The organism is Sulfidibacter corallicola (assembly GCF_017498545.1).
Classification (GTDB): domain Bacteria; phylum Acidobacteriota; class Holophagae; order Acanthopleuribacterales; family Acanthopleuribacteraceae; genus Sulfidibacter; species Sulfidibacter corallicola.
In genome coordinates, this window is the sequence record NZ_CP071793.1 from 10,526,022 (window position 1) to 10,543,916 (window position 17,895).

General features: G+C 59.4%; 16 protein-coding genes. 10 read left to right on the top strand and 6 right to left on the bottom strand.

What is annotated here, in order from left to right; translation table 11 throughout:
- Positions 1 to 567: 567 nt before the first annotated feature.
- The 3 genes from J3U87_RS31530 to J3U87_RS31540 all read left to right on the top strand — a co-directional run bounded on the left by J3U87_RS31530 (position 568) and on the right by J3U87_RS31540 (position 3,588).
- Positions 568 to 942, top strand: a complete 375-nt coding sequence (locus J3U87_RS31530; protein WP_237379783.1) for a BlaI/MecI/CopY family transcriptional regulator — start codon at positions 568 to 570, stop codon at positions 940 to 942.
- Positions 942 to 2,300, top strand: coding sequence for a M56 family metallopeptidase (locus J3U87_RS31535; protein WP_237379784.1), 1,359 nt, complete (start codon positions 942 to 944; stop codon positions 2,298 to 2,300). Before J3U87_RS31530 ends, J3U87_RS31535 begins: the two co-directional genes overlap by 1 nt.
- A gap of 184 nt (positions 2,301 to 2,484) precedes the next feature.
- On the top strand, positions 2,485 to 3,588 hold the full coding sequence (locus tag J3U87_RS31540) for a DJ-1/PfpI family protein (RefSeq protein ID WP_237379785.1): 1,104 nt from the start codon (positions 2,485 to 2,487) through the stop codon (positions 3,586 to 3,588).
- A 448-nt stretch (positions 3,589 to 4,036) separates the two neighbouring features.
- Here the strand turns inward: J3U87_RS31540 and J3U87_RS31545 are convergent, their stop codons facing one another.
- Positions 4,037 to 4,444 (bottom strand): cytochrome c oxidase assembly factor Coa1 family protein, encoded by a 408-nt coding sequence (locus J3U87_RS31545; protein WP_237379786.1) that lies wholly within the window; start codon positions 4,442 to 4,444, stop codon positions 4,037 to 4,039.
- 476 nt (positions 4,445 to 4,920) lie between these two features.
- Here J3U87_RS31545 and J3U87_RS31550 point away from each other — a divergent pair, with 476 nt between their 5' ends.
- The 4 genes from J3U87_RS31550 (at position 4,921) to J3U87_RS31565 (ending at position 10,140) form a co-directional block, all read left to right on the top strand.
- Positions 4,921 to 5,649: a c-type cytochrome gene (locus J3U87_RS31550; protein WP_237379787.1), complete on the top strand. Its 729-nt coding sequence runs from the start codon at positions 4,921 to 4,923 to the stop codon at positions 5,647 to 5,649.
- Positions 5,646 to 7,013 carry a cbb3-type cytochrome c oxidase subunit I gene (locus J3U87_RS31555; RefSeq protein WP_237379788.1) on the top strand — a complete coding sequence of 456 codons (1,368 nt, stop codon included), beginning with the start codon at positions 5,646 to 5,648 and terminating at the stop codon, positions 7,011 to 7,013. Before J3U87_RS31550 ends, J3U87_RS31555 begins: the two co-directional genes overlap by 4 nt.
- Positions 7,010 to 7,804, top strand: a complete 795-nt coding sequence (locus J3U87_RS31560; RefSeq protein ID WP_237379789.1) for a CbbQ/NirQ/NorQ/GpvN family protein — start codon at positions 7,010 to 7,012, stop codon at positions 7,802 to 7,804. The genes J3U87_RS31555 and J3U87_RS31560 overlap by 4 nt, the downstream gene beginning before the upstream one ends.
- A gap of 449 nt (positions 7,805 to 8,253) precedes the next feature.
- A complete protein-coding gene (locus J3U87_RS31565; RefSeq protein WP_237379790.1) occupies positions 8,254 to 10,140 on the top strand; it encodes a nitric oxide reductase activation protein NorD in 1,887 nt (628 codons plus the stop codon).
- 999 nt (positions 10,141 to 11,139) lie between these two features.
- Here J3U87_RS31565 and J3U87_RS31570 read toward each other — a convergent pair.
- Entirely contained in the window at positions 11,140 to 11,628 is a 489-nt protein-coding gene (locus J3U87_RS31570) for a MarR family winged helix-turn-helix transcriptional regulator (RefSeq protein WP_237379791.1), read from the bottom strand.
- A gap of 163 nt (positions 11,629 to 11,791) precedes the next feature.
- On the opposite strand from J3U87_RS31570, the gene J3U87_RS31575 reads away from it, so the two are divergent.
- Positions 11,792 to 12,481 (top strand): DUF4336 domain-containing protein, encoded by a 690-nt coding sequence (locus tag J3U87_RS31575; RefSeq protein WP_237379792.1) that lies wholly within the window; start codon positions 11,792 to 11,794, stop codon positions 12,479 to 12,481.
- Between the two features lie 69 nt (positions 12,482 to 12,550).
- On the opposite strand, the gene J3U87_RS31580 is transcribed toward J3U87_RS31575, so the two are convergent.
- Positions 12,551 to 12,907 carry a hypothetical protein gene (locus J3U87_RS31580; protein ID WP_237379793.1) on the bottom strand — a complete coding sequence of 119 codons (357 nt, stop codon included), beginning with the start codon at positions 12,905 to 12,907 and terminating at the stop codon, positions 12,551 to 12,553.
- Positions 12,908 to 12,936: 29 nt separating this feature from the next.
- On the bottom strand, positions 12,937 to 13,137 hold the full coding sequence (locus tag J3U87_RS31585) for a DUF1800 family protein (protein WP_237379794.1): 201 nt from the start codon (positions 13,135 to 13,137) through the stop codon (positions 12,937 to 12,939).
- 265 nt (positions 13,138 to 13,402) lie between these two features.
- Between J3U87_RS31585 and J3U87_RS31590 the strand changes: the two genes are divergently transcribed.
- Positions 13,403 to 13,876 carry a hypothetical protein gene (locus J3U87_RS31590; protein ID WP_237379795.1) on the top strand — a complete coding sequence of 158 codons (474 nt, stop codon included), beginning with the start codon at positions 13,403 to 13,405 and terminating at the stop codon, positions 13,874 to 13,876.
- A 599-nt stretch (positions 13,877 to 14,475) separates the two neighbouring features.
- Here J3U87_RS31590 and J3U87_RS31595 read toward each other — a convergent pair.
- Complete coding sequence (locus tag J3U87_RS31595) at positions 14,476 to 14,997, bottom strand: winged helix-turn-helix transcriptional regulator (protein ID WP_237379796.1); 522 nt, start codon at positions 14,995 to 14,997, stop codon at positions 14,476 to 14,478.
- Between the two features lie 57 nt (positions 14,998 to 15,054).
- Between J3U87_RS31595 and J3U87_RS31600 the strand changes: the two genes are divergently transcribed.
- Positions 15,055 to 17,346, top strand: a complete 2,292-nt coding sequence (locus J3U87_RS31600; protein WP_237379797.1) for a molybdopterin-dependent oxidoreductase — start codon at positions 15,055 to 15,057, stop codon at positions 17,344 to 17,346.
- A gap of 142 nt (positions 17,347 to 17,488) precedes the next feature.
- Here the strand turns inward: J3U87_RS31600 and J3U87_RS31605 are convergent, their stop codons facing one another.
- Entirely contained in the window at positions 17,489 to 17,866 is a 378-nt protein-coding gene (locus J3U87_RS31605) for a hypothetical protein (RefSeq protein ID WP_237379798.1), read from the bottom strand.
- Positions 17,867 to 17,895: the final 29 nt, after the last annotated feature.

Below are 17,895 nucleotides of genomic sequence, written 5' to 3' on the forward strand. Positions count from 1 at the left end.
TCCCGGAACGGAACCCAAGCCCAGATGATTCACACGACAACTCAATCTGCATTAGCGATTGATACTTTTGATGTTAAGTTCAGACCCCTCTCAGAGTACCTGCCGTGTGGTGCCCATGGGTCCTGTTGATTCGTGTCAGTCCGTTTGATTCGTGGACAAAAAACCAAGGTCAATCGCGATCCACCGCGGGGGGGGAACCGACCCTGCAGGGATCTGCTTTTTCGTGTTTTTTCGTGTTTTTCGTGGACAAAAACACGAAAAGGCTTCGTTCCAAGTGGCCTACCTCAATCTGGAAGATATGCAACATGGGTGAACGACGGAATTCGGACATTTACCCTTACCCCTTGGAATAGATAGTTTTGCCTTTGGACCTATGATCCACGCGTGGTCGAAGTCCGGGATTCGAAGGAAGGAGCGCGTTCGCGTTCGTGCCTTTTCGTGTATTTCGTGGACAAAACCGCATTGACGGCCGTCTTTTTGGCTTGCCGATGCCGCTCCATACCGGAAAGGGGTTGACAGACGATCACAAAGTGCTAATTTTTTAACACTTCACCGAGGAGGTCAGCCGTGCAGGGACTCAGCAAACGGGAACGGCAGATCATGGACGTCGTCTACGAGCTCGGCGAGGCCACCGCCACCGACATCCAGAATCGACTGCCCGATCCGCCAAGCAACTCCGCCGTGCGCACCCACCTGCGTATCTTGATGGAGAAGCAACACCTCCAGCATCGCCGCGAAGGGAAAAGCTACGTGTATTTCCCCACCCTCGACCCGGAAAAGGCCAAAAAGCGCGCCCTCAAGGACCTGATCAAAACCTTTTTCTCCGGTTCGGTGGAACACACGGTCGCCACCCTGATCGGCATGTCTCGCGACGAACTCAGCGACGAGGATCTGGACCGCTTGAGCACCATGATCGATCAGGCCAGAAAGGAAGGGAAGTGATGCTGGTTTTTCTCATCGATACCACCCTGAAACTCACGCTCATCTTCGGCCTGGCCTGGCTCGCCACCCACCTCACCCGCAAACAGGCATCCTCCCTGCGCCACTTGATCTGGAAGGCCGCCTTCCTCGGCATGGTCCTGGTTCTACTCGGGTACTTCTTCCTGCCGCGCTACGAGCTGCCGCTCCTCCCGATCCCCACTGCGGCCGAAACGGTGGTGCCGGCCACCATGCCCGCCGCCCTCCCCCATGAATCGCCGGCGGTCGGCCACACCACCCGAGCGATTTGGCCCTGGCCAGCCATCCTGCTTAGCCTGTGGGGGTTGGGCGTTTTTCTGGTGACAACCCGGTTCGCGGTCTCCCTCGTCCAATTGATGGTGTTGGTGAAAAGGGCCCAGAAGTGTGAGGGTCCGCAATGGCGCGAGCTGGCCTACGAACTGGCGAAAACCTATCGACTGAAAAAACCGCTCGACGTGCGCATCGCCTCGCGCACCATCACCCCCATGACGCTGGGCACCCTGTATCCCATGGTCCTCCTGCCGCAGGAGGCCCGATCATGGTCGGACGAACGACTGCGCCTGGTACTCATCCACGAAATCGCCCACATCAAGAACAAGGACTTCCCGATTCAGCTCCTGGTCCATGGGATCTGTGCGCTCTTCTGGTTCCATCCTTTGGTTTGGCTCGCCGAACGCCACCTGACCCGCGAACGGGAACACGCCAGCGACGATTGGGTGGTTTTTTCGGGATACAAGGCCAGCACCTATGCCCAACACCTGCTGGAGATCGCCCGGGTGTTGCGTTCCGGACGACCGACCCCGGTCGGCCTGGGCATGGCCAAAATCTCCGAACTCGAGGGCCGCATGATCGCCCTGTTGAGCGATCGTGCCGATCACGGCATGCTTGGTTTGAAGACCCGAATCCAGACCTGGAGCCTGAGCCTCCTGGTTTGCCTCCCACTCGCCGACATCACACCGCTGGCGTTGTCGACACCCTTCCCCTTGCAGGCCATGGAAGGAAGCAGCGGCCTCATTCCCATCCAGGATCCACGACACGTCTGCATGTTCGCCGACGAGGTCATCGAGAACGGCCCTCGAGTCAGCAGGGTTCTGGAAATCGACGGGCATCGCTACTACCTGGCCACCAAGGAATGCCTCGAAAGCATCGCGCGGCACTCGGAGATTCGGTTCGCCAGGGATCCCATGTCCGGTCGTGAGGTCGACAAGGCCAACGCCGTGCTGGCGGTGTACGCCGGCTCCTCGCGCGTCGCCTATTTCGAAAACGAGGAAAACCTGGCTGAATACAACCGTCGCAAAGCCGGCATGACCCAGCCGGAACGAGATCACGCCGAACGTCCCTAATCCCGTCCCCACATATCAACCCATCGCCGCAACCCAGCCGGGTTGCATGGCGGAGCTGCGCCCCGATCCACCGGCCACGCCCACCCCCTCGTTTTCCCAAATCAACGGGTTCCGCCCGTCAGGGGATCGGTGTGTCCGAAGGTCGACCCCCCACCCATCATTTCAACCACGCCAAGGAGACACCATGACCGTTCGTCGCAATACCCGAACCTGGGTCCGAATCATCCTGATTTTGGGACTCGCGCTGTCCGCGGGCGCCTCTCTCGCCGGAGATAAGTACCAATGCCCCCCTTGTGGCTGTGCCAAGGATGCGATCCTCTTCGACATGGCCGGCAATTGTCCCGATTGCTCGATGCCGTTGGTGAAGGCATCCGTCCTGAAGGAACAAAAGCAGCAGCAAAAGAACATGGCCGTTCTCATTTTCGACGGCATGGAAACGCTCGACATGACCGGGCCCTGGGAAGTGTTCCACCACCAACCGGAACTGAACCTGTTCACCGTTTCCCACGACGGCAAGCCCATCACCTCCATGGGTCTCAAAATCGCCGCCGACTACAGTCTCGCCAATTGCCCTCCGTCTTCGTATCTCCTGATTCCCGGCGGCGGCGTAAACGCCATGTTGCGGAACAAGACCGTCATCGAGTGGGTGAAGACCCGGGCCGAAGCCGCCGAGATGGTGTTTTCGGTGTGTAACGGCGCCTTCATCCTGGCCGAAACCGGGTTACTCGACGGCAAGAGCGCCACGACGTTCCACAGCCTGCTCGACGACCTGGAGCGGGACTACCCCAAGGTGAAGGTCCACTTCGATCGGCGCTGGGTCGACAACGGCAAGTACATTACCTCGGCCGGCATCGCATCCGGCCTGGACATGTCGTTCTACGCGGTCCAGAAGTTGTTCGGCAAGGACCGGGCCGAAGGAACCGCCGGCCATATCGAATACTATTGGAACCAGGACCCGAAGGTGACAATCCACGCCCGGTCGCTGCTACCCGACATGGACTTCCCCGAGGGCACCGATTTCGAGGCCACGACGGACACCGGCGACGCCGGCCATTGGCGGATCGAGGGTATCCTGACCCTGCCCAAAACCCACGAGGAGCTGCGGGCCCACCTCGGCGCACAAATGGTGAAAAACCAATGGAAGCCCACAAAGGGCAAGCCCAACCAGGCCGAGCATTGGCAGTTCGAGGATCGAGCCGGTCAGTCGTGGCAGGGCAGGATCCAGGCAGAACCGGTCGGTCGGCACCGCTTCAAGGTATCCCTCGAGATACAACCCAAGTCCCGTTAGAAGACCCTAGCGGACCGAGCCAAAGGGCCAAAACCTCCACCAAAAGCTGTCCACTAAATACACGAAAAAACACGAACACGATCGGGGTCCTTCATCCGAATCCCTCACTTCGACCAGGCTTGGCTCACGGGTCCGAAGGGAAAAAACCCTTCCTCGACGCTCGCGTTCCCAGGCCGGAAGGTCGACTGGTGGGAGCTGATGAACGACTCTTGGCCTGTCAGACGTAATATTCTGAGAAATAATGAGATGTTCACTTGGTAATAAATCGTGGAAACGCCCAATTCACAGGGTAGGAAAAACCTGGAGCCTGCTCAGATGTTACGTGCCGAGGAACCCGAAACCCATCGAAGAAGCGATTGGTGCACTGGGCAGGCAATCTAGGAACTATCTCGTTCGTGTTTTTTCGTGTATTTAGTGGACAAAAAATTTCCGTGGATTTCGTGGACGGTCATTGGAGCAGGTCGATGCTCTCCCCCGTCCCATCGATATCCACCGAAAGCGTCGCAAACACCCAAGTCCCCTTGTTTTTCGTGGCATCGACATAAATCGTCGCGCTGCCGTTCGGCCCCGAAATGGGAATCGCCAAACCGGCATCCCCCGACGGGCCCGAGACATTGATGGACCCGGAAAGGAACATGCCTTCCTCGATGGGTGTCCCCAATGCCTCCTGCACGGCCGTGTGGGCCTTGGCTTTTCGAACCGCTTCCTTGTAGACATCGGACGACTTCATCGCGCCGAACACGATCGCGAGGATGCCCCCCAGGAAGGCGAGGAAGAGCAGGAAGGTGCCGAGACATCCCACCGGTACGAACCATTTCCAATTACGACTCATCCACGATCTGTTTTGCGATGTCATGGGCTGCCACCTTTGGTCGTTCGAGCGTTGCGGTCGGTCAGGGCGCGAGGCATCCAGATAATAAAGGCGAGGTCTTCTCTTAGGGATCGGCAAAGTGGCGGCAAAGCCCTTATTTTTTCCCCGAGGCCCGAAATCACCGAATTCGTGAGCCGAGCAGATCGCCACCTAGCCGAAAGCGGAAAACCCCTTTTGTGGACCGGATCGGTCCAGATACCGGTTTTCGGTATGACAAGGGTCATAAAGGGAGAGCCGGCCCAGGGCCTATTTTTAGAGCACCGCTGAAGCGTTCTTCGTCGATCTGCCGGGAAGGATCCCCATGCGAACCCGCGATGATTCGCTGCCGAGACCTGCATGTTCCCGTCTTTTCGCCGCGGCACCCACCTCGTGCCGTCGGTGGTTTCTCGATCGCTCGGCGATGCCAAGGCCTCTACTTCCCCGTCACGGTTGCGCCGCCGGGGGTTTCGGAAGGAGTCAATATGCTATCCAAGTCTTCCGCTCGCCTCTTTTTCATCGGAGGCACAACCTTTTTCTCGCTCACGTTTCTGGCGCTCACCTGGGATACCGTATCCCAGGTCCCCGAACGTTCCAACGCCCATGAGATGAACGAGTCCGTGACCCGCGGTCACGACATCTGGAACGACAACAACTGCATGGGCTGCCACACCATCCTGGGTGAAGGCGCCTACTACGCCCCCGAACTCACCAAAGTCGTGGAACGACGCGGCGAACCCTGGATTCGGGTCTTCCTGAAAGATCCCCAGGCCATGTTCCCGGGCCGCCGAAAAATGGTGCAGTACAACTTCACCGAAGATCAGATCACCGACCTGATCGAGTTTTTCAAATGGATCCAGAACATCGACGCCAACGGCTTCCCACCGGAACCCGATCTGGCACCCAAGGTCCAAAACGCGATGGTCTCGGATCCCAGTGTGGCCGGCGCCACCAGCGGCACAGCCCACGTCATGCCGGAGATGATGAAGACGATTTGTATCAGTTGCCATGCGGTCGGCGGCAAAGGCGGCAAGGTGGGGCCGGCATTGGACGATGTGGCCCAGCGCTACAGTCGCACCGAACTCGACCGCTGGCTGGCGGACCCGCAAGGCGTCAAGCCAGGCACCGGCATGCCCGATCTCAAGCTCTCCGATGAGGTGCGGCGCGAGTTGGTCGAGTACTTGTTGAACCTGAACGGCGGAGGAAATCAATGAAATACCAATCTCAAAAGGTCGCCTACCTCTTTTTTGCCACCAGTCTGCTGCTTTTGTGCCTGCAGCTCGTGTACGGCTTCATCCTGGGTTTCGCGCACATGGGCTTCGACGTCCTACACGATTGGATCCCCTTCAACACGGCACGTGCCACCCATACCAACTTGCTGGTGGTCTGGCTGCTGTGCGGCTTCATGGGCTCGGCCTATTGGGTGATCCCCGATGAGTCCGAACGGGAACTGGTCAGTGTGAAGTGGGCGGTCATCCAGTGGGCTTCGTTCGTGGTGGTCGGGGTGATCGCCCTGGCCGGGTTCCACATGAATTGGTGGGAAGGCCGCAAGTTTCTGGAAATTCCCCGCCCGTTGGACTACTTCGTCGTGATCAACGTGCTGCTGTTCCTGGGCCTGATCGGAGCCACCGCCTGGAAGGGCAAACGCTTCACCACGACCGGGATCACCCTGATCATCGGCTTGGTCTCGGCGGCCCTGCTGTACCTACCGGGCATGATCCACTTCGACAACCAGGTCTTCGACTCCTACTTCCGCTGGTGGGTGGTCCACCTGTGGGTCGAAGGTGTTTGGGAGCTGATCATGGGAGCCCTGCTCTCCTACCTGCTGATCAAACTGACCGGAGTCGACCGCGAGGTGATCGAGAAGTGGCTGTACGTGATCGTGGGGATCACCTTCCTGAGCGGGATTCTCGGCACGGGTCACCACTACTACTACATCGGCGCTCCCGAGTACTGGCTGATGATCGGTGGCATCTTCTCGGCCCTGGAGCCTCTGGCATTCCTGGGTATGGCCATCTTCGCCATGGCCATGAGCCGCAAGGGCGGCCGCAAACACCCCAACCGCATCGCGCTGCGCTGGACGCTCGGTTGTGCGGTGCTCTCGTTCGTGGGCGCCGGATTCCTGGGCATGGCGCACACGCTGCCCCAGGTCAACCTGTGGACCCACGGCACCCTGGTCACCGCCATGCACGGCCACCTCGCCTTCTGGGGTGCCTACGCGATGATCGTCTTCGCGATGATCATGTACGTGATGCCGCAAATGACGGGCCGCAACCTCTACAACGGCTGGCTGCCGGAATGGGCCTTCCTGCTCAGCAACATCGGCATGATCGCCATGACCGGCGCCTTCGCCGTGGCCGGCATCGCGCAGGTCTACCTGGAACGCAAGGTGGGCATGGACTTCCTGGACGTGCAGGAGTCGATCGAGGTCCACTTCCTCGGCCTGGTCCTGGCCGCCGTGCTGTTCACCGCGGGGATCTTGATGTTCGTCTGGAACTTCGTGCAGTTCGGCATTCCCCAAAACGACGTCCTGACTTCCGATGACGAAGAAGGCGTCTACGCCGAGGCGACGGCATGACCGCCATGGCCACGCTTCCCGAGACACCCTATTACCGCGCCACCGGTGGGGAAGTGGCGCTGTTCGAGACCTGTTTCGAACGGCGCCTGCCGCTCCTGCTCAAGGGTCCCACGGGCTGTGGCAAGTCGCGCTTCGTGGAGCACATGGCCGCCGCGCTGAACCGCCCGCTGATCACGGTCGCCTGCCACGACGACACCACCGCCACCGACCTGCTGGGTCGCTACCTGATTCGCGGCGATGAAACGGTGTGGTGCGACGGTCCCGTGGCCCGCGCCGTGCGCGAAGGCGCCATCCTGTACCTGGACGAAATCGCCGAGGCCCGCCCCGACGTGGTCGTGGTGGTTCACCCGCTCACCGACCACCGCCGCGAACTGTTTCTGGAACGTCACGACGAAGTGTTGCGGGCCGGTCCGGAGTTCATGGTGGTGGCCAGCTACAACCCCTTCTACCAACGGGGGTTGAAAGAGCTGAAACCCTCCACGCGGCAGCGCTTCGTGTGCCTGTCGTTTCAATACCCCGCACCCGCCGTGGAACGCGAGATCCTGATGGGTGAAACCGGGATCGACGCGGCGACCGCCAAAAAGCTGGTCGCCCTGGCCGGGAAACTGCGCCAGGCCGAGATGCTGGGCATCGCCGAGGTCCCCTCCACGCGGCTGTTGGTGGATGCGGCCTACCTGCTTTCGGCGGGTCTGCCGCCGCGTCTGGCCTGCCGCACCGCCATCGTCGAAGCGCTCACGGACGACCACGAAACCATCAAGGCCATGTGCGACATCGTCGCCCTGTGCTTCTGAACGGTGCCCATCCCGCGCCGAGACGCCGCCATCACGCGAGGATCGGTGCGCTGGATGGGCATGGTTTCAGATCTCGCGAAGTTGCCCGGCCCAACCTACCGCGGCGACGCCCCTCTCACAAATGCGGAACTTCCAAGCAATTCGCTTCGATTAGTTACCCACTTGAAACCCGGTCGCCGGTGTGCCGGCCCACGGTCTGAGCAACGACTCTTGTAACAAACTCTGTAAAGCTCAAAGATAAAGATAAAAACCTAAAAAGGCGGATGTGCAGGGAGTTCGTCGAAAAATGTCGGCCCGGCGCCCTGGGTGGGCCCGGCACTTACTGCAACGACGCCCCTCTCACAAATGCGGGAACTCCCAAACGATTCGCTTCGATTAGTTACCCACCTGAAACCCGGGGCCCCGGTCTGAGCAACGACTCTGTGGTGATCTTAAAAAGGAACCTGGCGATGATTTCCTTTGATTGGGAAGAAGGCGTGTTCCGCGGCCTACGCGGCACTTGGCAGTACCTGTTCCACCCGAAAAAAACCGATATCCGCCAAGAGGGCGGCGTGCTCCTGGCTGACCAGGAGACGCAACTGGAAATCCTGGCCAGGCTCGTATCGGGGCAGCCCCTCCGCGTTCGCGAATCGGAACTGCTCGGCGGTCTGCGCGGCCGGATCCTCCTGTTGCCCAAACAGATCGCCATCTGTGACGATCCCGCCGTCAACCGCCACTTCTTTCTCATCCGAACGCTGATCGGTGCCGAAATGGCGCGTCAAACCGGAGCCATCGGCGAATGGGACATTTCCATGGCCGGCCGCATTCGGTATCTGTTCGCCGTGGCTCGATCGATCTCCTCCTTGGCCATCACGTTCGACCGCTTCGCATGCATCTATCGCGATTTGTTCCGCTTGGAGCGAGGCACCCGCAAGGACCAGACCCCCAAATCCAAAGCCGCCCGGTGTTTTGAAACCCTGCGGATCTCGGTGTTGACCGATTGTCTGGTAGACCCCGTACGCTGGGACGAGGCGACCCAATTGGAACTGTTGGGTTCCAGCCCGGTGCCCGACGACCTCGCGCCCGGGTTCATGCTGAGCGGTGACGTCCTGACGCCGCAAGACGCGGAAAAGGCGGGCGATGCGGGAGACCTCCAACAGGACCGGAACCCGGGACGCGGCACCGAAATCGAGTCGCCGGCCAAGGACCACATCCACCGCACCTTTTTGGAGAAGGTGGACGAAATCGACCCCTTGCCGATGCACACGTTCGAAAAGACCGAAACTGCCGACAACTACCGCGGCGGCTCGCGGCAGGTGGACGGCGACGACGAGCTGGAAGAACACCTGGAGGCCCTCCAGGATCTGGACCTGCGCGAGGTCATCCGCGGTGGTCGTGAAACCAAGAGTATCTTCCGGGCCGACATCGACCTTTCGGGCGGCATCCCGGACGTGCACACCATTCTCCCGGAGGAAAAGGGCATCCCCTACCCCGAGTGGAACTACGCCAAGAAAAGCTACCGACCCGATTGGGTGACCGTGTACCCCACCAACGTGATCAAACCCAACGCACCGGCTGCGGCCAAAATCCTACAGCAGCGGCGGCTGCTCATCGAGGAACTCACCAATCGGCTGCTCGCCCATCGCACCCGCCACAACCGCTTGAATCGCCGGAACCAGGGCGAAGAGATCGACCTGGATGCGGTGGTGGAAGCCTATGCGGACCGACGCGCGGGCCGTCCGCCCTCGGAGAAGCTCTACAGCACCATTCGCAAGACGCGCGAACCCACGGCGGTGACCCTGCTGTTGGATGTCAGTCTTTCTAGCGGGAGCTGGGTCGAGGGCAGGCGCGTCATCGACGTCACCCGCGAAACGGTGATGGTTCTCGGAGAGGTGGCCGAGGAGCTGGGCGACCTGGTACGCATCCTGTGCTTCGCGGGCAATACGCGCAATCACTGTCGGGTGTTCGAAGTCAAGTCGTGGCGCCAGCCGTGGTCTCAGGCCCGCGACCTGATCTGCGGCCTGGAGCCACAGGGCTACACCCGCATCGGGCCGGCCATTCGCCACGCGGTCGCGGGCTTCGACGACGCCCCGTCCAGTAAGCGGTTACTGCTCCTGATCACCGATGGTAAGCCGACGGATTACGATCGGTACGAGGGGATCTACGGCTTGGAGGACGTGCGCATGGCGATCAAGGAAGGAACCGAGCGGGGCATCTACGGGTTCGCCATCGGTTTGGACGCCCGGGCGCGATCCTCGCTGAGTGCCATGTTCGGGCTCAACGCTTGGCAGGTGCTACGCCACATCGGCGATCTGCCGGAATGCGTGGTGTCCGCCTACGGCCGCTTGATCGACTAAATCCACGAATCTGACTTGTCCACTAAATACACGAAAAAACACGAAAAAACACGAAAAAGATATTCCCGACATTCCCTGCCCGGTGAGCCAATCGCTTCTTCGATGGGCTTCAGGAACACCTTCTGTCGTTTATCTGTATTTTAGATCTTGGAACTAGAAAGCGGCCAAAAGGGCCGACGGGTTCGCTTCCGGTGTGGCGACGTATCACACGCGGCATTTGATGACTTGTTCACGAATCACACAGATCCACACGAATACAGTCACAGTATTCTATTTGCGGACCCTGGTGTTTTTTCTCGGAATGGATCACGAATCCAAATGATTCAATAAGCCAAGTAAATCTGCATTAATACTTGATACTGTTTTACTTTAAATTCGATCTCATGGCTGAATACCTTTCGTGACCGCCCATGGTTCCCGTCTATTCGTGTCAATCGGTGTGACTCGTGGACAAAAAAATGTCGATCGCGATCCAACGTAGGGAGGAACCGACCCCGTCGGACCTTTTCTTTGTCGTGTCTTCTCGTGGCTCTAGAAAATCACTGCGTTCTACAAACATGTTCTTCCCTTCCCCAAGAAGTGTCCGTCTCACTGGGAGGGCCATATCGGGAAGTTCCGTTCGTATCCTTTCGTGTTTTTAGTGGAACAGAACACAAACCCAAATGATTCAATAAACCAAATGAATCTGCATTAATACTTGATACTGTTCCAATCAAGATTCGATCTCTTGGCTGAATACCTTTCGTGACCGCCCATGGTTCCCGTCTATTCGTGTCAATCGGTGTGATTCGTGGACAAACAGAAAATGTCGATCGCGATCCAACGTGGCGAGGAACCGACCCCGTTGGGCCTTTTCTTAATCGTGTCTTCTCGTGGCTCTAGAAAATCACTGCGTTCTACAAAACATGTTCTTCCCTTCCCCAAGAAGTGTCCGTCTCACTGGGAGGGCCATATCGGGAAGTTCCGTTCGTGTTTTTTCGTGTTTTTAGTGGACAAGATCTAGAGCCCTTCGAAGAGTGACGGGTCGTGCTCCAACATATCGAGCAGCAATGTCAGCGATTCGTGGAACGCCTGCATGCGTGAAGGCCCGAGGCGCTCCGTGAGCCGCGTTTCCAACTCGCCCAGAAAGGCCAGCCCGGCGAAGAGCCCGAGACGCCCCTCCTCGCTGAAACGCACCAGCTTGGCGCGCCCGTCGCGGGGATCGGGCACCCGCTCCAGGAAACCCATGCCCACCATTTCCTCGACCAACTGACCCACCGCCTGCTTGCTGATCCCCATCCTCGCCGCCAACTCGGTCAGGCGCGTGCCCTCCAAGTCGATGTGGGGGAACAACGCCGTATGGGTGGCGCGCAATCGCGACTCCCCGGTGCGGCGGCGCAAGATGGCGATGGCCGACTCGTTCAGGAGCCGCGCACTCTTGAACAGGATCTGGGCGGTACTGTCTCGCTTGGCCCGCTCCAAATCGTGTCGGAAGGCTTCGGTCGTCATGGACACCTCTCGTGGACATCATGGCCATCTCGAAACTTGGCTCGAGTTGAATATCGATGGGATCCAACGAGACGACCGCTATTTAGTAAACCACTCTTGACTATCTTCGGCAAGTGACTCAGAATTTAGTCAACCCCACTTGACTATCTTCCAGGAGGACACCTTGCTTACCCCTATCGCCCCCGACATCTGGCACTGTCAAAACGAATTGGTGATGAGCTTCGGCATGCACTTCCAGATCCGCATGACGGTCGTGCGCCTGACGGATGGAAGCCTGCTGCTTCACTCGCCGATCCCCATCGACGACGACTTGGCCGCGAAACTGGCCGAATTGGGGCCGGTCGCCTACCTGGTGGCGCCCAACTGCTTTCACCACCTCTACATAGGTCCGGCAAAGGAACGGTATCCCCAGGCGACGGTGATGGGCGCGCCAGGCTTGGCCGAGAAACGGCCTGACCTGCACCTGGACGGCGTCCTGGGTCGGGACACGCCGGAGGAGCTGGAGGCCGAGTTCCGGTTCGTCATGATCGAGGGCGCACCTCAAATGAACGAGGTCGTCATGTTCCACCGCGCCAGCGCCACCTTGATCGTGTGCGACCTCATTTTCAACATTCACGAGGTCAAAGGCCTGGTCACCAAGGTCATGCTGTGCTGCGCCGGTGCCCACAAACGCACGGCGCAGAGCAGGGTCTGGCGCATGTTGACCAAAAACCGAAAGGCCGCGGGTCGGTCGGTGGCGAGCCTTTTGGACCTACCCTTCGATCGGGTGGTCCCGTCGCACGGTCTGCTCGTCGAAACCGAAGCGCGCCAAACCCTTGCGCAGGCCTGCCACTGGATGCTGAAGGCGACTTGACGCACATCTCGCCGTCCTCCAAAACCCGGGCTCCGGGAGGACGGCGAGACGCTGGTGGTAGGAATGGAATCAACCGATCGCACCAACCGGGCTCGGGCTGAAATGGGGGCGGCCTGACGGATTTCGGATTTGCCGGCGCCCAGGTATCGCCGAATCGCCGACCTGCCCGCCGTGGTGGTCGTAGTTCTGGAGGTTGACCATGACCGCCTCGATGTGGAGCGGTGAAGGCTCTTCCTCGAGCATCTGAGCCGCGTGTTTGAGCCGCCTACCAAAATGCGAATCGGGGTCCTCGGCATCGTTGGCCGGTTGGTACTCGTCGAGATTGCGGCTCTTGAAGGCATCGAACATGTTCAGGAGGCCGTGGATCGTCTGCTCGAGCAGCCGATGGTTCCTGCAGTCGGCATCTTCGGCCAAATTGCGCACCATCTCCAGGTAACGTCCCCGCTCCGACTCGGTTAGATGGACTCTCTGCCGAGCAGGCTCATCAAACCCGGACGGGTGCGCAGGTCCTCCGGGGTGCCGGCGGCCCGAACCATGCCGACCGCGAACGCCAACGGGGTTTTGACCTTGTTGAAGCAATACTGTGGATCTTCGAGGAAACGCGGGTGAAACAGGATGGTGCGTACCACCTCGCGGATGTTTCCATCGGTTTCCATAACCCGATCGCGGACCGCCAACAGGATCCACGCGGCGCAGCGGAAGCGAGATCAGGCCAATAGCGTCGTATGTGCGGGCATGGATTTGGCGCGAAGGAGGCTGGTGGGCTGGGGCTCTCTGCGCCACCACCAAAAAAACCGATACACTTCGATCGCGTTTCCCGCCTGTTGAAACAGGGAAACTCGCCATCCCCGATCGGCCCATCCCGCCTCACAAGGGTTTCCTTTCACCATTCGCACCGACCCGTACTTCGTTGGAGATGATATGAGTGTTCTTTCCATGGTTCTTATCGGCGTCTTGTCGATCATCGGTTTTTGTGTGCTCTTTTTTCTGTCGCTCTACGGGTTTTCCTTTCGCATGCGACGCACCTCGGCCACGTTCATCAACCATTTGATCGAACACGACTGGCCCGCCGCCTATCGCCTGCTGGCCACCCCAATCCAAGACCAGGTGAACTTCGAGGCGTTCGTCAAAGACATGACCCGCAGGAACCTCGACACCATCGCGGGCATCGACTCGATGAGCAATTTCTCGATCGGCATCAGCAGCGGCTCGATCGAACCGGGCCTGCGTCTGGAAGACGGGATTTATCGCCAGATCGAATTGCATCTGTACAAAGAATCGGGTGCTTGGAAAGTGATCGGCATCGAAACGGGTAGCGCGCCGTTCCCCCAGAACCTGATGAAGCGAAGGGTGCGATCGCGAGAACCGCTCGACGACGCACCACACGTCCACTGAATTATTCTTCCTCGAACCACCAAGCCAATCCCGACATGGGCCCATAACCTGTCCACGAAAAACACGAAAGGACACGAAAAAGCAGTTCCCTGCAGGGTCGGTTCCTTCCCGCGGTGGACCGCGAACGACCTATGTTTTTTGTCCACGAATCACACGGACTGACACGAATCAACAGGACCCATGGGCACCACACGGCAGGCACTCAGAGAGGGGTCTGAACTTAACATCGAAAGTATCAACCGCTTATGCAGATTGAGTTGTCGTGTGAATCATCTGGGCTTGGGTTCCGTTCCGGGGAAAAAACGCAATGGGCCCCGAACGGAGTGACTGTGTTTGCATTCGTGTGGATCGGTGTGATCCGTGGACGAGTCATCAAATGCCGCGTGTGACGGTCGCCAGACGGGAACCGAACCCGTCGGCCCTTTGGGCAACGTTCTAGTTCCCAACTCTAACCCGCTGATAAACAACAGAATGTGTTCCTGTAACCCATCGAAGAAGCGATTGGCTCACGGAGCAGGGAATGCCGGGATGATCTTTTTCGTGTTTTTCGTGGACAGTTTAGGGCCATCCCAGTGCATTTCGTGGATCCAAGGTGGGCACTACCCCTTTCGTGGATCGGTTTTTGCCGAGCGCTTTTCGAGATAGGCCTCCAGCCGCTCGCGCGTTTCCTCCGAGGCCCCTGGCCCGGCCCGCAGCTCCAGCTCGCGCGGGCCGATCGGTGAACCGTCGCTGCGTCGGATGCGCACCGGTTCGATGGGTTCACCGGTGGTGCGATCGACCACGATCAACGGCTCGTTGCCTTCTCCGAGAATCCAGCGATCGCCCCACTGACGGAGCGCGGTGAGCACGGTGGTGAGGTCTTTGCCCATATGGGTCAGCCGGTACTCGAAGCGCGGGCCGTGCCTGCCCACGTCGATCTTCTCGAGCACGCCATGGTCCACCAGGTGCTGAAGGCGCTGGGAAAGCACGTTCTTGCTGATGGCGAGCCGGGCCTCGAAGTCCGCGAAGCGACGCGTGCCGAAAAAAGCCTCGCGCAGGATGAGCAACGTCCAGGTGTCGCCCAACACGCCGAGGGCTCGGGCGACCGAGCAATTCTCCTGGTTCCAGTTTCGCTGACGCACGGACCCTCCCCGAAGAATCTAGTTGCAAAAAGAGACCACATCACTTAATTTGGATTCATGAACCACCATTCACAAACCCCACCTTGGAAGCCGACGGCTTGCATCCTTTGTGAGTGTAACTGCGGGATCGAAATCCAACTCGGCGGCGAGGACGGTCGCCGACTCATTCGCTTTCGAGGAGACAGAAAGCACCCTGCATCTCGCGGATACGCCTGTGAAAAGCCCCACCGGCTCGATTACTACCAAAACGGGCGCGACCGGCTGTTGCAGCCGCAACGTCGTCGCGCGGACGGGACCTTTGAAACCATCGACTGGGATACGGCCATCCGCGAGATCGCCGTTCGGTTGTCTCGGGTGCGCGACAGCTTCGGTGGCGAATCCATATTTTACTATGGCGGCGGCGGCCAGGGGAACCACCTGCCAGGAGCCTACGCCGCGGCGACACGCCGAGCCTTGGGTTCGCGCTACCGCTCCAGCGCCCTGGCCCAGGAGAAGACCGGCGAGTTCTGGGTGAGCGAGCGCATGCTCGGCACCTACACGCGGGCCGATTTCGAGCATTGCGACGTCGCCTTCTTTCTGGGCAAGAACCCTTGGTTTTCCCACTCGATTCCCCAGGCCAGAGTCACGCTCAAGAACATCGCCAAGGATCCGGACCGCAAGATGATCGTCGTCGATCCCCGCCGCACCAAGACGGCGGAGCTCGCCGACATCCACCTCCAGGTCCGGCCGGGCACCGACGCCTGGCTGCTCGCCGCCATGTTGGCGGCACTGGTCGAAGAGAACCTGATCGACCAGTCCTTCCTGACCGCACACACGACAGGTTACGAGGACGTCCGCGACATGTTGGCACGAGTGCCGATCGCGACCTATTGCGAGCACGCAGGTGTTTCGGAGGCTCTGGTTCGCGAGGCAGCCCGCGTGATCGGTCGCGCGGAGCGCCTGGCCACGTTCGAAGACTTGGGCGTGCAGATGAATCGCCATTCCACCCTGGTCAGTTACTTACACCGACTGGTGTGGCTGCTCACCGGGAACTTCGGCAAGAAAGGCACCCAGTTCGTGCCCACTCCCTTGTTACCGATCGCCGACGGCAAGCACAAGCGGGACTCCCCCGTCGTCGGGGCACGGATCATCGGCGGCCTGGTGCCGTGCAACGTCATCGCCGACGAGATCCTGACCGACCACGAGAAGCGCTACCGCGCCATGATCGTCGAGTCGGCCAACCCGGCCCACTCCTTGGCGGACAGCAAGCGCATGCGTGAAGCATTGAAGTCACTCGACACTTTGGTGGTGATCGATGTGGCCATGACCGAAACGGCGCAACTGGCAGACTACGTGCTGCCGGCAGCGACCCAGTTCGAGAAGGCGGAAGCGACCTTCTTCAATCTGGAATTCCCCGAAAACTATTTCCACCTACGGCCGCCGATCCTGCCCGCCCCCGAGGGACCCTTACCGGAAGCGGAGATCCACGCGCGGCTGGTGGAAGAGCTGGGGGCGCTGGATCCGGCGCTGATCGAAGCGCTGCAAGCCGCGGGGGCCAAGGGCAAGGAAGCCTTCGCCATGGCCTTCCTGGAACGCGTCATGTCGCAACCGGAGGTGGCGGGCCTGGCGCCGGTCATCCTGTACCGAGTCTTGGGGCCCTTCCTACCCACGGGCCTCGATCAGGGCGCGGTGCTGCTGGCGTTGGCGTTCCGCTGCGCCCTCAAGCAGCCCCGATCACTGGCACGCGCCGGCTTCACGGGCACGCCGCCGGAGGCCGCGGGCAAACTCTTCGAGGCCATCCTGGCGAGCCCTTCGGGCATCGTGTTCGCGGTCGACGATTGGGACGAGGTGCTCGCTCGGGTGGGCACCGCCGACGGCAAGATCCGCCTGGCCCTTCCCGACCTACTGGAGGTCGCAAAGGGCCTGTGCACCGGCCCACGCCTGTCGAACCCCGCATTCCCGTTCGTGCTTTCGGCCGGCGAGCGCCGTTCCTTCACGGCCAACACCATCTTCCGAGATCCCAACTGGCGCAAGAAGGACGCCGACGGCGCCCTGCGCATCCATCCCCACGATGCCGCCGATCTGGGCGTGGCATCGGGAGACTCGGTGCGGCTGACGACGGCACGCGGTTCGGCGGTGGTCGCCGTCGAGGTGACCGGCACCATGCTTCCGGGCCACATTTCGCTTCCCAACGGAACGGGCCTCGCGAATCGGGAGGTGGATACGGATCAGGGCGACCCAAGCGGCGGCATCGCGCCCAACGAGCTCACCTCCGTCGAGATGCGCGATCCGTTCGTGGGCACGCCGTGGCACAAGCATGTCCCGGCCCGGCTGGAGGCGGTTTGTAACCAATCAGGTCCCCCCAGTTGAGCAGGTAAGCGCGCTTAGAAGGCCCGAAATCGTTCCGTTGGGTGTGACTCTCCGCGCCTTCCAATCCGAAGTATTCCAGTATCTTGAATGTTTCAATGTATTCATTGAACCTTTATGTTCAACAAGGTCTAGCATAAACCAGTTATTTCAATCCAAACCTCACCTGAATCTTTTCCAGTGACTTTAATAAAATTTCTGCAGACTCAATAACCGTTTGCCATGATGGTTCTTGGAAAATTAACGGAACATCGGGCACCTCCTGCCCGATTGATTCTCTAAACCGCATCACTGAGTGGTGAACTAAATCAATATCATTAATCTCATTTTCTAGAAATAAAGACCCAAACCACTCTTTTTCTTTAACTCTTCTGTAATGATCACTCCATTGCTCAAGCAGCTCAGTCGGAACATGAACAAAGGCCACATTCGCTTTATAAGCTTCCTGATTTTTCCTGCTTGACATATCTTCCACAGTTCTTTGCATATTGACAATTGAATTTTTTACTAGTTCATTCAGCATGCTATCTCCCTTTCACGACTCAACCATAT

Bases quoted from the DNA above. Each gene is read 5' to 3' on its own strand.
- J3U87_RS31535 (WP_237379784.1), top strand. From the start codon at position 942: ATGCTGGTTTTTCTCATCGATACCACCCTGAAACTCACGCTCATCTTC.
- J3U87_RS31540 (WP_237379785.1), top strand. From the start codon at position 2,485: ATGACCGTTCGTCGCAATACCCGAACCTGGGTCCGAATCATCCTGATT.
- J3U87_RS31545 (WP_237379786.1), bottom strand. From the start codon at position 4,444: ATGACATCGCAAAACAGATCGTGGATGAGTCGTAATTGGAAATGGTTC.
- J3U87_RS31550 (WP_237379787.1), top strand. From the start codon at position 4,921: ATGCTATCCAAGTCTTCCGCTCGCCTCTTTTTCATCGGAGGCACAACC.
- J3U87_RS31555 (WP_237379788.1), top strand. From the start codon at position 5,646: ATGAAATACCAATCTCAAAAGGTCGCCTACCTCTTTTTTGCCACCAGT.
- J3U87_RS31560 (WP_237379789.1), top strand. From the start codon at position 7,010: ATGACCGCCATGGCCACGCTTCCCGAGACACCCTATTACCGCGCCACC.
- J3U87_RS31565 (WP_237379790.1), top strand. From the start codon at position 8,254: ATGATTTCCTTTGATTGGGAAGAAGGCGTGTTCCGCGGCCTACGCGGC.
- J3U87_RS31570 (WP_237379791.1), bottom strand. From the start codon at position 11,628: ATGACGACCGAAGCCTTCCGACACGATTTGGAGCGGGCCAAGCGAGAC.
- J3U87_RS31580 (WP_237379793.1), bottom strand. From the start codon at position 12,907: ATGGTGCGCAATTTGGCCGAAGATGCCGACTGCAGGAACCATCGGCTG.
- J3U87_RS31585 (WP_237379794.1), bottom strand. From the start codon at position 13,137: ATGGAAACCGATGGAAACATCCGCGAGGTGGTACGCACCATCCTGTTT.
- J3U87_RS31590 (WP_237379795.1), top strand. From the start codon at position 13,403: ATGAGTGTTCTTTCCATGGTTCTTATCGGCGTCTTGTCGATCATCGGT.
- J3U87_RS31600 (WP_237379797.1), top strand. From the start codon at position 15,055: ATGAACCACCATTCACAAACCCCACCTTGGAAGCCGACGGCTTGCATC.
- J3U87_RS31605 (WP_237379798.1), bottom strand. From the start codon at position 17,866: ATGCTGAATGAACTAGTAAAAAATTCAATTGTCAATATGCAAAGAACT.